We start from the raw sequence: 12,571 nt of genomic DNA, 5'->3' as shown, positions 1-12,571 counted from the left end.
TTATTGTTATTGATCAATGATTTAGGTGGTTTCGACAAACGCTGAAATTCACTCGTTGTAGCGAAATCGATACGGTATATGTCAAGGATAAAAGCCGAGGTGGATCAAAGCCTTGCACAGCCGTGATCGGAGAGGTGTGTAGCGATATCGTTCCGCTGTAGCGCTTTCAGTACAGGTGGAGGTCGTTTTTGGCGCGGTTTCGCACCGGACACAAAACCTGTGGGAGCGAGCTTGCTCGCGATGAGGGAGTATCAGCCGACACAAACGTTGAATGTAATACCGCCATCGCGAGCAAGCTCGCTCCCACAGGTTTGTTCGGTGTCAGGCCTCAGGCCTTGCTCGGAATCCCGTACTTGCGCAACCGATGGGCAATCGCCGTGTGGGAGGTTTGCAGCCGGGTCGCGAGTTGCCGGGTCGAGGGGTAGCTGGCGTAGAGTTTTTCCAGCAGGGTTTTCTCGAACTCGTCCATGGCCTGTTCCAGGCTGTCGACGTCATGATCGCCCTGGCGGGCTACCGAGGTGCCGGCGATGTCGAGATCGCCGATGTCCACCAGGCTGCTTTCGCAGATCGCCGCGGCGCGAAAGATCACGTTCTGCAATTGCCGCACGTTGCCTGGCCAGCGGTTGCCCAGCAGCGCCGGATAAGTGCCCGGCGCCAGGCGACAGATCGGTCGCTGGATCTGCGCACAGGCCTGCTGCATGAAGTAGCGAGCCAGCAGCAGAATGTCCTGGCCGCGCTCGCGCAGGGGCGGCACTTCGACGTTGAGGACGTTGAGGCGATAGAACAGGTCCTCGCGGAACAGGCCTTCGCTGACCATTTTTTCCAGGTCGCGGTGGGTGGCGCTGAGGATCCGTACGTTGACCTTGACCTCACGGTCACCGCCGACCCGGCGAAAACTGCCGTCGTTGAGGAAACGCAGCAATTTGGCTTGCAAATACGGCGACATCTCGCCGATTTCATCGAGAAACACCGTGCCCTGGTTGGCCAGTTCCATCAAACCGGGTTTGCCGCCCCGTTGTGCGCCGGTGAAGGCGCCGGGGGCGTAGCCGAACAGTTCACTTTCGGCGAGGTTCTCCGGCAATGCCGCGCAGTTCAACGCCAGAAACGGTGCGCTGTGCCGGGCGCTGATGGCGTGGCAGGCGCGGGCCACCAGTTCCTTGCCGGTGCCGGTTTCGCCCTGGATCAGCAACGGTGCGTCGAGGGCCGCCACCCGCTGAGCACGCGCCTTGAGGGTGCGGATCACCGGGGACTCGCCGAGCAGGGCATCGAAACCTTCGGCGTGGTCATGGTGCAGTGCGGAAAGGCGTTCGCCGATGCGGTTCGGTTGGTACAGGGTCAGCAGGGCGCCGGCGTCGGTGATCGGTGTGGCGTCGAGCAACAGGGTCTGGCCGTTGACGGTGATTTCCCGCAGCGGCAGGCGAAAGCCGTGTTCGAGCAGGGTGTCGAGCAAGGCCGGGTCGGCAAACAGGTCGGCCACGCTTTCACCATCCGGTTCGCGGCCGTACAGGGCGATCAGGGCCGGGTTGGCCAGCAGCACCTTGCCGTCGCTGTCCAGCGCCAGCACCGGGTCGGTCATGGCAGCAAGCAATGCGTCGAGCTGCAGGTGCCGGCGCTGGCCGGGCAGGATGTCGACCACCGTCACCGCTTGCACGCCACGCACGCTGAACAGGGCATCACGCAGTTCCTCGAGGACTTGCGGGCTCAGCGTCGGGGCGTCGATATAAACATTGGGCGGGACCATTTCCACCGCATCCAGGTTCAGATTGCGCCCGCCGAGCAGGGCCAGGACTTCCTGGGTGATACCGACGCGGTCGATGAAGCTGACGTGGATACGCATGGGGCGGTCTTGGGTTCTGCAGTGCGAAGGGTGGCAAGTATGCCTTGGGGCGGGCTAATGGTGAAATCCTGCGCGGACTTCAATTGAGCGAACGCCCCCTGTGGGAGCGAGCTTGCTCGCGATGGCAGTGTGTCAGTCAACATCAATGATGGATGACAGGCCGCTATCGCGAGCAAGCTCGCTCCCACAGGGATCGGTGGTGTTCACAGAGTCCGGGGTTATTCCAGGTGCTCGGGTTTGACCGGGTCGCCCGATTTCATGTTCAGTTGTACCCGCACGTCCTCGAACATGGCGTCGTAATGCTTGTGGATCGAACCGATGTTGCTATGGGTTTTCGGGATGCCGTGCTTCTCGGCAATCTTGGTGACGTTGCTGGCGAAGTTGTAGGCCATGTCCTTGGGCAGGAAGAACGTCTCGCTCATGTCCTTGCCCTGGATGCTGCCGTGCATCTTGAACTGCATCCCTTTGCCTTCCTTGGGGTCCTGGGCGACTTCATAGTCGATGCAGATGTTGTAGCTGACGTCATCCTTGTTCAGCGCGTGTCGCTCGATGTGCAGGTGACCCGGCTCGAACGTTGCCATTGTTGACTCTCCTTCAAAAGATCTTGAATCAGGGCCGGCCCCAGGCCTGCCCCGCCGTTTCGTTTACTGATAGCTGATGCCCGGTGTCGCCGTACTGATGCGCGTACCGGCCTTGCCCTGGACGATCGCTTCGATGTCCGAGAGCGAGCCGATCACTGCGACTTTCCCAGTATGGCGCGCGAATTCGCAGGCTGCCTGCACCTTCGGTCCCATGGAGCCGGCGGCGAAGCCGAGTTTTTCCATTTCGTCGGGGTGGGCCTGGGCGATGGCTTTCTGCGTGGGTTTGCCAAAGTCGATGAAGGCGGCGTTGACGTCGGTGGCGATCACCAGCAGATCGGCTTCAAGCTGTTCAGCCAGCAGCGCCGAGCACAGGTCCTTGTCGATGACCGCTTCGACGCCCTCGAGTTTGCCGGGCGAGGTATACATGGTCGGAATGCCGCCACCGCCGGCGCAGATCACGATGCTGCTTTTTTCCAGCAGCCATTTGATCGGACGGATTTCGAAGATGCGTTTCGGTTTCGGGCTGGCGACCACGCGACGGTATTTGTCGCCGTCCGGGGCAATGGCCCAGCCTTTCTCGGCGGCGAGTGCTTCGGCCTCTTCCTTGGTATAGACAGGGCCGATGGGTTTGGTCGGGTTCTTGAAGGCCGGGTCATTGGCATCGACTTCGACCTGGGTCAGCAAGGTCGCGAAGGGCACTTCGAAGTCCAGCAGATTGCCCAGTTCCTGTTCGATGATGTAGCCGATCATGCCTTCGGTTTCGGCACCGAGCACATCCAGCGGATAAGGCGAAACCGAGGTGTAGGCCGCCGCCTGCAATGACAGCAGGCCGACTTGAGGGCCATTGCCATGGGCGATGACCAGTTGGTTGCCGGGATGGATCTTGGCGATCTGTTCGGTGGCGATCCGGATGTTGGCGCGCTGGTTGTCAGCGGTCATGGGTTCGCCCCGGCGGAGCAGGGCATTACCGCCCAGAGCAACGACGATACGCATGGTGCTAGTCCTTCTAAAAGAGAAGTAAACGGGCGACTCGGTCTGTCGATGGAACCCGATCCTGTGGGAGCGAGCTTGCTCGCGATGGGATCGCCTCGGTTTGTCAGATGCACCGCGGCGCTGCCATCGCAGGCGAGCCAGCTCCCACATTGACCGTGTTCCGTCAGTGGGAGCCAGTCAGCCGTTATAGATCAGCCAGCGTTGACACCAGAATCGCCTTGATGGTGTGCATGCGGTTTTCCGCTTGCTCGAAGGCGATGCAGGCCGGCGACTCGAACACGTCATCGGTCACTTCGATGCCGTTGCTCAGGTGCGGGTACTGCTCGGCAATCTGCTTGCCGACTTTGGTATCACAGTTGTGGAACGCCGGCAGGCAGTGCATGAACTTGGTGCGCGGGTTGCCGGTGGCTTTCATCAGTTCGGCGTTGACCTGATACGGCAGCAATTGCTGGATGCGTTCGGCCCAGGCTTCAACCGGCTCGCCCATCGACACCCAGACGTCGGTGTGGATGAAGTCCACACCCTTGACCGCTGCTTTCGGGTCTTCGGTGAGAGTAATGCGCGCACCGCTTTCTTCGCCGTACTGTTTGCAGCGCGCCACCAGGTCGTCCGCCGGCCACAGGGCTTTTGGCGCACAGATGCGCACGTCCATGCCGAGCTTGGCGCCGATCAGCAGCAGCGAGTTGCCCATGTTGTTGCGCGCATCGCCCAGGTAGGCGTAGCTGATCTCGTGGATCGGCTTGTCGGCGTGCTCACGCATGGTCAGCACGTCGGCGATCATTTGCGTCGGGTGATATTCGTCGGTCAAGCCGTTGAACACCGGTACCCCGGCGAACTTGGCCAGTTCCTCGACGATTTCCTGCTTGAAGCCACGGTACTCGATGGCGTCATACATGCGCCCGAGCACGCGGGCGGTGTCCTTCATGCTTTCCTTGTGGCCGATCTGCGAGGAGTTCGGGTCGATGTAGGTGACGTTGGCGCCCTGGTCATAGGCTGCTACTTCAAACGCGCAGCGGGTGCGGGTCGAGGTTTTTTCGAAGATCAGCGCGATGTTGTTGCCCTTGAGATGCTGCTGTTCGGTGCCGGTGTACTTGGCACGCTTGAGGTCGCGGGACAGGTCGAGCAGGTAGCGCAATTCGCGAGGGGTGTGGTGTTCCAGGCTCAGCAGATTGCGGTTATGGATATTGAACGCCATTTTGGATCTCCTAAGGTGTCGGTAATCCCCTTGGCCTGCGCATGCCCTTGGGTAGAGGGCAGCGCGGTCCAAGGCAATAGGTTAGTAGTCAATCGGGTCGCGGATGATCGGGCAGGTCATGCAATGGCCGCCGCCCCGACCCCGGCCGAGTTCGCCGGCGCTGATGGTGATCACTTCCACACCGGCCTTGCGCAGCAGGGTGTTGGTGTAGGTATTGCGGTCGTAGCCGATGACCACGCCTGGCTCCACGGCCACTACGTTGTTGCCGTCGTCCCATTGCTCGCGTTCGGCGGCGAAGCTGTTGCCGCCGGTTTCCACCACGCGCAACGCTTTGAGGTTCAGGGCCTGGGCCACGGTGTCGAGGAAGCTGGTTTCCTCGCGGCGGATATCGATGCCGCCAGCCTTGCTTTCATCGGGACGCAGGGTGAAGGCGACAATCTGGTTCACCACTTCCGGGAAGATCGTGACGAGGTCGCGATCGCAGAAGCTGAAAACGGTGTCCAGGTGCATCGCCGCGCGGGATTTCGGCAGGCCGGCGACGATCACTTTCTCCACGGCTTTGTTTTTGAACAGGTTCACCGCCAGTTGGGCAATGGCCTGGCGCGACGAGCGTTCGCCCATGCCGATCAAGACCACGCCGTTGCCGATCGGCATCACATCACCACCCTCAAGGGTGGAGTTACCGTGGTCCAGGTCCGGGTCGCCGTACCAGATCTCGAAATCTGCTTTGGTGAACTCGGGGTGGAATTTGTAGATGGCGGTGGTCAGCAGGGTTTCCTGACGACGTGCCGGCCAGTACATCGGGTTGAGGGTGACGCCACCGTAAATCCAGCAGGTGGTATCGCGGGTGAACTGGGTGTTGGGCAGCGGCGGCAGGATGAAGCTGGAGTTGCCGAGGAAGTCGCGGAACATCTCGATGGCCTTGCCACCGAAACTGGAGGGCAAATCATCGCCTGAGACGCCGCCGATCAGGAACTCGGCGATCTTGCGCGGCTCCAGGCTGCGCAGCCACGAGGCGGTTTCGTTGATCAGGCCAAGGCCCACCGAGTTGGCGGTGACCTTGCGCTCCAGAATCCAGTCCAGGGCTTCGGGGATGGCGACGATGTCGGTCAGCAGGTTGTGCATTTCCAGCACATCGATGTTGCGTTCGCGCATCTTGGTAACGAAGTCGAAGTGGTCGCGCTTGGCCTGGGCCACCCACAGCACATCATCGAACAGCAGTTCATCGCAGTTGTTCGGGGTCAGCCGCTGATGGGCCAGGCCTGGGGAGCAAACCATGACTTTGCGCAGTTTGCCGGCCTCGGAATGGACGCCGTACTTAACTTTTTCCGTGGTCATTACAGTGATCCTCCAGATGACAAAAACAGGGGTTTTACAGAGTCAGGAAGCCGTCATAGAGACCGTAGGCCGCCACCATGGCGCCGACGACCACCGTAGCGAAAATCAGCTTCTCGACGTTGGTGAAAACCGGTTTGTTGATTTCCAGCTTGGCCTTGGCGAACAAGATCACACCGGGGGCGTAGAGCAGGGCGGACAGCAGCAGGTACTTGATGCCACCGGCGTACAACAGCCAGACCGCGTAGATCAGAGCCACGGCGCCGATGATGAGATCCTTCTGCCGCTCGCCCGCGGCGCCTTCGTAGCTTTCGCCACGCACCGCCAGCAGCAAGGCGTAGGCTGCCGACCACAGGTAAGGCACCAGGATCATCGAGGTGGCGAGGTAGATCAGCGACAGGTAAGTGCTGGCCGAGAACAACGTGATGATCAGGAAAACCTGCACCATGGCGTTGGTCAGCCACAGGGCGTTGACCGGTACATGGTTGGCGTTTTCCTTGCGCAGAAACTCCGGCATGGTGTGGTCCTTGGCGGCGGCGAACATGATCTCCGCGCACAGCAGCACCCACGACAGCAGCGCCCCCAGCAACGAGATGATCAAACCGACGCTGATCAGCACCGCACCCCAGTGACCGACTACGTGCTCCAGCACGGCGGCCATCGACGGATTCTGCAGTTTGGCCAGTTCCGGCTGGGTCATGATCCCCAACGACAGCACGTTGACCAGGACCAAAAACAGCAGCACGGTGACGAAGCCGATCACGGTGGCCTTACCCACGTCGCTGCGTTTTTCCGCCCGGGCCGAAAAGATGCTCGCGCCTTCGATGCCGATGAACACCCACACGGTGACCAGCATCATCTTGCGCACCTGGTCCATCACGCTGCCCAGGTCCGGGTTCTTCAGGCCCCAGATGTCGGCGGTGAAGATGTCCAGTTTGAAGGCGAACAACGCAATCAACATGAACAGCAGCAGCGGCACGATCTTGGCGACAGTGGTCACCAGGTTGATGAACGCTGCTTCCTTTATTCCTCGCAGTACGAGGAAATGTACCGCCCACAGCAGCACCGAGGCGCCGATCACGGCAGCGGGGGTATTCCCCTCCCCAAATATCGGAAAGAAGTAGCCGAGGGTGCTGAACAAAAGTACGAAGTACCCCACGTTGCCCAGCCAGGCACTGATCCAGTACCCCCAGGCGGACGAGAAGCCCATGTAGTCGCCGAACCCGGCCTTGGCGTAGGCGTAAACCCCGCCATCAAGATCGGGTTTGCGGTTGGCCAGGGTCTGGAACACGAACGCCAGGGTCAACATGCCGACGGCGGTGATCGCCCAACCGATCAGAATGGCGCCGACATCCGCGCTGGCCGCCATGTTTTGTGGCAAGGAAAATATCCCGCCACCAATCATCGAACCCACGACTAACGCAACCAGCGCGCCGAGTTTCAGTTTTCCGGGAGCTTCAGACATTGCATGACTCCAATGCAGGAGAAGAGAGGCAACAGACTAATTCCGTTGACTGCTGAATCAGCTGACTTAGATCACTAAATGAGAGTGTTACCAGTTTGTTGGCGGAGTGCCATCATTTACGGTGTTTCTGCCTGTAATGCCTGTTCTAGAGCCTTTTTAAGTTTGTTTTAGCACTTTTTGTATTTGTTTCGAATTATGACGCTAGTTGGGGTTTTCGAATCTGCAAGTTTTGTTTATGCGTTTTTTGTACAGAGTTGACATATTAAAAGTGCGTATAAAACAAATGAATATATCGGTGCCAAAATAGCCATTTTGTGCAAGTAAAAAAGAGGCTGGTTGGCGTTATCCAATAAACGTTATTACTCTTCATCAGTTTAGTTAGCGCCCGTTATCTGACGATCTCGTGGCCGTTGCCGCCCACCAACGAAAAATGGAGATGCAACGATGTCGCAATCACCGAACAAGCTTCGCCTGAGCGCGCTGATCGCGCTGGTGGTGGGGTCGATGATCGGCGGCGGGATTTTTTCCCTGCCGCAGAACATGGCGGCCAGGGCCGATGCCGGGGCGATCCTGATCGGTTGGGCAATCACCGCCGTCGGCATGTTGACCCTGGCGTTCGTGTTCCAGACCCTGGCCAATCGCAAGCCGGAGCTGGACTCCGGGGTGTACGCCTATGCCAAGGCCGGGTTCGGCGATTACATGGGTTTTTCTTCGGCCTGGGGCTACTGGATCAGCGCCTGGCTGGGCAACGTCGGCTACTTCGTGCTGCTGTTCAGCACCCTCGGTTATTTCGTTCCGGTGTTTGGCGAAGGCAACACGCCGATCGCCATCGCCTGCGCTTCGGTGCTGCTCTGGACCGTGCATTTTGTGGTGATGCGCGGGATCAAGGAGGCGGCGTTCATCAATCAAGTGACCACCGTGGCCAAGATCGTGCCGCTGATCATGTTCATCGTGATCGCCGCCGTGGCGTTCAAGGCGGATATCTTCACCGCCGACATCTGGGGGCGCAACAACCCGGAATTCGGCAGCGTGATGGATCAGGTTCGGCACATGATGCTGGTCACCGTGTTCGTGTTCATCGGTATCGAGGGGGCCAGTGTCTATTCGGCCCGGGCGGAGAAACGTTCCGACGTGGGCCGGGCGACGGTGATCGGGTTCATTGGGGTATTGGCACTGCTGGTGCTGGTGAACGTGCTGTCGCTGGGCATCATGACCCAGCCGCAACTGGCGAAACTGCAGAACCCCTCGCTGGCGGCAGTGCTTGAACATATCGTCGGCCCCTGGGGTGCGTTGCTGATCAGCGTCGGCCTGGCGATCTCGCTGTTGGGGGCCTTGTTGTCCTGGGCGTTGCTGTGCGCCGAAATCCTGTTCGCCACGGCGAAAGACAAGACCATGCCGGCATTCCTGACCAAGGAAAACGCCAACCATGTGCCGGTCAATGCGATGTGGCTGACCAACTCGATGATCCAGTTGTTCCTGCTGATCACCCTGTTTTCCGCCGGCACCTATACCAGCCTGATTTACCTGGCGTCCTCGATGATTCTGGTGCCGTACCTGTGGTCGGCAGCCTATGCGGTGTTGTTGTGCGCACGGGGTGAAACCTATCAACAGGCACCCGCCGAGCGGGTCAAGGACCTGCTCATTGGTGGCATCGCTCTGGGCTACGCGGTGTGGTTGCTGTATGCCGGCGGCCTGAAGTATTTGCTGCTGTCGGCGCTGCTGTATGCGCCGGGTGTGATCCTGTTCGCCAAGGCTCGTAATGAGCAGGGCAAGCCACTGTTCACGGTTGTCGAGAAAGGTATTTTCACCTGTGTCATCGGTGGTGCGGGGCTGGCAGCCTACGGGTTGTACAGCGGGTTGCTCAGTCTGTGAGGTTGTTGCTGGCGTACCAGCCGCCCTATGACTGGCCGGCGCTCCTGGGGTTCTTGTCGGCGCGGGCGATCGTGGGCCTGGAAAGGGTGGTCGAGGGTGTGTACTCGCGCAGCATCGACCTGGATGGCGTTCACGGTACGTTTTCGATCCAGCCTGCTACATCCGATGCACTTGAGCTGACCCTGGACTTTCCGGAGGCTGCTGCCGTGCCTGAGATCGTTGCGCGAGTGCGGCGAATGTTCGACCTGGATGCCGACCTGTCCACGATTCACCGGCACCTGGCGGTTGATCCGCTGATGGCGCGGTTGATTGCCGAACGCCCGGGCCTGCGCGTACCCGGGGCGTGGGACGGGCTGGAGCTGGCGATCCGCGCGGTACTGGGGCAGCAGATTACGGTGGCGGCGGCGATCCGCCTGGCGGGGAAACTGGTAGAGCAGTACGGCACGCCATTGAGTTCAGCGCTACCGGGATTGACCCATGTTTTTCCCCGGGCCAGCGTTTTGGCAGGCGCAGATCTGGCAGCGCTGGGCATGCCGAAAAGCCGAGGCCGGACCTTGTCGGATGTGGCTCAGGCACTGCTCGATGATCCGCGATTGTTTGAGCCCGGCCGGGAGGGGGGCGTAGCGCGGTTGCTGGCGTTGTACGGGATTGGTGACTGGACGGCGCAATACATTGCCTTGCGACAGTTGCGGGAGATGGATGGGTTTCCCAATGGTGATGTCGGGCTGATCAATGCGTTGGCGGCGCTGGAGGGGGGGCCGGTGACAGCCAGGCAACTGTTGCAGCGGGCTGAAGGGTGGCGGCCGTATCGAGGTTATGCGGCGCAGGTGCTGTGGACTTCCTTGAGTCGGGCGGACTGAGCTGATCCGGGATTTGTGCTGCTGTTTCTGGCGCTATCGCGAGCAAGCTCGCTCCCACAGGTGAGCGAGACCTTCCGAGCGACCGTGATCAACTGTGGGAGCGAGCTTGCTCGCGATGGCGATATGACTGTCACCACCACTGTGCGGGATGTGAACCCAGTTCAGTCGCGGGCAAGGTCCATTGCAGAGGCGTTCCTGTGATCTTCAGAGGCGCCTGCAACCGATGCGCCGGTCCCCAGGGTGTCTGCTCCACCATCAACCCCTGATCCTGCTCATCTTCCGCACGTAACGCTTCACTCGTCCCCGCCCCATGCTCGATCAACAACCTCGCCGTACGCGCCAACGACAATCGCGCCGAACCCCCGATACCATCGCTCAACCGCTGTGCCAGCAACCGGATCGCACTGGCCGCCATCAGATACCCGGTGGCGTGATCGAGGGCCTGCACCGGCAATGGCGTCGGTTTGTCCGACTGCTTCCAGCGCATGCCCGCTTCGGCAATGCCACTGCTCATCTGCACCAGGCTGTCGAAGCCCCGCCGATTTTGCCAGGGGCCGCTCCAGCCATAGGCGTTTAGACAAACATCGATCAGGCCCGGGTTCAGTTGCCGGCGCTCATTCATGCCCAGTCCAAGTCGTTCCAGCGCATCGGCACGATAACCATGAAGCAGAATGTCGGCGTCCTTGAGCAGGCATTCGAATACGGCGCGGTCGGACTTGTCGTTCAGATCAAGACGCGCACAGCGTTTTCCCAAGGTGACTTCCGGCACCACTCCAGGTTCGTTCCAGGTCGGCGGATCGATGCGCAGGACATCGGCGCCCAGGCCTGCCAGAAAGCGACTGGCGATGGGGCCGGCCAGTACCCGGGTCAAGTCCAGCACCTTGATGCCAGCCAGTGGTCGAGCCACAGAACCTGTCCACGGTTGGCGGCTCTGGCTTGGGTGGTTGGCGAATTGAATCAAGGGTTCGGCGTTTACTGCCTGGCCTTGAGGATGGACCTGCCATTGTTCCCAGGTGCGCATTTCGGCGGCACAGCCACCGGCATCGACCACAGCCTGCTCCAGATCGCTTTTCGCCCACCGAGCCACTTTGTCGGCCATCGTTGCGCGGTCGGTACAGGCACCGAGCACGCTTTCGGCAGCGGCGCGGTGATGGGGCGCGTTGGTGTGCAGGCGAATCCAGCCATCGCGGGTGGCGTAGTCACCCGCGATCGGGTCCCACAACGGCGGAACGCTCCAGCCAAGCGGGCGAATCGAGGTTGCGAACCAGAATGACGCCAGGCGTCGGTCAACTTCAAGGTCGGGCAGGCGCCCGGTTTGTTGGTGCAGCAGTTCGCTGGCAGCCTGGCCGGCGACGGCCATGCTGGCGCAGGCCAGATCAGTGACGGCAAACGCCGAGGGCAGGGCGCCACTGGACGTGAATGGAATCGGGGTGTGAGGCAAACCGAGTGCGGCTTGAATGGACGTGAGCAGATCAGTCATTGAAGAGCCCTCCGGAGCGAGAGCCCGATCTTAGATCAAAAAACCTGAGGTCAGATGAAATCCATCTGTGGGAGCGAGCTTGCTCGCTCCCACAGGGGATCTTCGGTAGGTTCTTTAAACGCGGAACTGATCCATCAACTTCATCTGGTGGGTGGTCAGGGAGTTGAGCTGGCTGCTGATCTGCGCCGATTCGGTGGCCTGGCTGGTCAGGGTTTCGGTGACGGTGCGGATCGCCGAGACGTTGCGGTTGACCTCTTCGGCGACGGCGCTTTGCTGTTCGGCGGCGCTGGCGATTTGCAGGTTCATATCGCTGATCACGGTAACCGCATCGCTGATCTTGCCCAAGGCCTGGACGGCCTGCTGGATCTGCCCGGCGTTGCTGTGGGCCTGGGTCTGGCTTGAGTGCATGGTGGCGACCACGTCGCGGGTGCCGCTCTGGATGCGTTCGATCACCAGGCGAATTTCTTCCACCGAGTCCTGGGTGCGTTTGGCCAGGTTGCGCACTTCATCGGCGACCACCGCAAAACCACGACCGCTTTCACCGGCACGGGCGGCTTCGATGGCGGCGTTGAGCGCCAGCAGGTTGGTTTGTTCGGCGATGCTGCGAATCACCTCCAGCACCGAACCGATCTGCTCGCTGTTGACCGCGAGGGCTTCGACTTCGGTCACAGCCTTGCTGACTTCTTCGGCCAGTTGATTGATGTCGCGGGTGCTGCGCTCGATGATTTGCATGCCGTCGCGGGCCGACTGGTCGGCACCTTTCGCCGCGTTGGCCGCGTTCGAGGCGCTGTTGGCGACATCGTGGGCGGTGGCGCTCATTTCGTTGGACGCGGTGGCGACCTGGTCGATTTCGCGGAACTGCACCTGCATGCCTTCACTGGTCTGGCGGGCGATTTCCGAAGACTGGTCGGCCGTGCCACGGGCATCGGTGATGCTTTGCTTGATCTGCGCGA

10 protein-coding genes are annotated in these 12,571 nt (G+C 60.6%); 2 read left to right on the top strand and 8 right to left on the bottom strand.

Going from position 1 to position 12,571, the window contains the following annotated elements; all coding sequences use genetic code 11:
* Positions 1-328: 328 nt before the first annotated feature.
* From gcsR to arcD (AC1Q6Y_RS03960), 6 genes are all read right to left on the bottom strand, one after another.
* Entirely contained in the window at positions 329-1,837 is a 1,509-nt protein-coding gene (gene gcsR, locus AC1Q6Y_RS03985; protein ID WP_150813296.1) for a transcriptional regulator GcsR, read from the bottom strand.
* A gap of 218 nt (positions 1,838-2,055) precedes the next feature.
* Positions 2,056-2,418, bottom strand: a complete 363-nt coding sequence (locus tag AC1Q6Y_RS03980) for a DUF5064 family protein (RefSeq protein WP_090457435.1) — start codon at positions 2,416-2,418, stop codon at positions 2,056-2,058.
* A 63-nt stretch (positions 2,419-2,481) separates the two neighbouring features.
* Positions 2,482-3,411: a carbamate kinase gene (arcC, locus tag AC1Q6Y_RS03975; protein ID WP_057713528.1), complete on the bottom strand. Its 930-nt coding sequence runs from the start codon at positions 3,409-3,411 to the stop codon at positions 2,482-2,484.
* 184 nt (positions 3,412-3,595) lie between these two features.
* Positions 3,596-4,606: an ornithine carbamoyltransferase gene (locus tag AC1Q6Y_RS03970; RefSeq protein WP_007974406.1), complete on the bottom strand. Its 1,011-nt coding sequence runs from the start codon at positions 4,604-4,606 to the stop codon at positions 3,596-3,598.
* A gap of 81 nt (positions 4,607-4,687) precedes the next feature.
* On the bottom strand, positions 4,688-5,944 hold the full coding sequence (gene arcA / locus AC1Q6Y_RS03965) for an arginine deiminase (protein WP_340313167.1): 1,257 nt from the start codon (positions 5,942-5,944) through the stop codon (positions 4,688-4,690).
* A 34-nt stretch (positions 5,945-5,978) separates the two neighbouring features.
* Positions 5,979-7,406, bottom strand: coding sequence for an arginine-ornithine antiporter (arcD, locus tag AC1Q6Y_RS03960; RefSeq protein ID WP_057713531.1), 1,428 nt, complete (start codon positions 7,404-7,406; stop codon positions 5,979-5,981).
* Positions 7,407-7,850: 444 nt separating this feature from the next.
* Here arcD (AC1Q6Y_RS03960) and arcD (AC1Q6Y_RS03955) point away from each other — a divergent pair, with 444 nt between their 5' ends.
* Both arcD (AC1Q6Y_RS03955) and AC1Q6Y_RS03950 read left to right on the top strand, forming a co-directional pair.
* Entirely contained in the window at positions 7,851-9,278 is a 1,428-nt protein-coding gene (gene arcD, locus AC1Q6Y_RS03955; RefSeq protein ID WP_154860421.1) for an arginine-ornithine antiporter, read from the top strand.
* The gene (locus tag AC1Q6Y_RS03950; protein WP_429520444.1) at positions 9,275-10,138 is read left to right on the top strand and encodes a DNA-3-methyladenine glycosylase family protein; all 864 of its coding nucleotides are present in this window, start codon (positions 9,275-9,277) and stop codon (positions 10,136-10,138) included. Before arcD (AC1Q6Y_RS03955) ends, AC1Q6Y_RS03950 begins: the two co-directional genes overlap by 4 nt.
* 130 nt (positions 10,139-10,268) lie before the next feature.
* Here AC1Q6Y_RS03950 and AC1Q6Y_RS03945 read toward each other — a convergent pair whose 3' ends face one another.
* Both AC1Q6Y_RS03945 and AC1Q6Y_RS03940 read right to left on the bottom strand, forming a co-directional pair.
* Positions 10,269-11,618, bottom strand: a complete 1,350-nt coding sequence (locus AC1Q6Y_RS03945; protein WP_057713534.1) for a CoA transferase — start codon at positions 11,616-11,618, stop codon at positions 10,269-10,271.
* A 114-nt stretch (positions 11,619-11,732) separates the two neighbouring features.
* Complete coding sequence (locus AC1Q6Y_RS03940; RefSeq protein WP_492624134.1) at positions 11,733-12,488, bottom strand: methyl-accepting chemotaxis protein; 756 nt, start codon at positions 12,486-12,488, stop codon at positions 11,733-11,735.
* Positions 12,489-12,571: the final 83 nt, after the last annotated feature.

It is taken from the genome of Pseudomonas sp. GW823-FHT06E10 (genome assembly GCF_058794995.1).
This window is presented reverse-complemented; position numbering and strand designations above follow the sequence as displayed.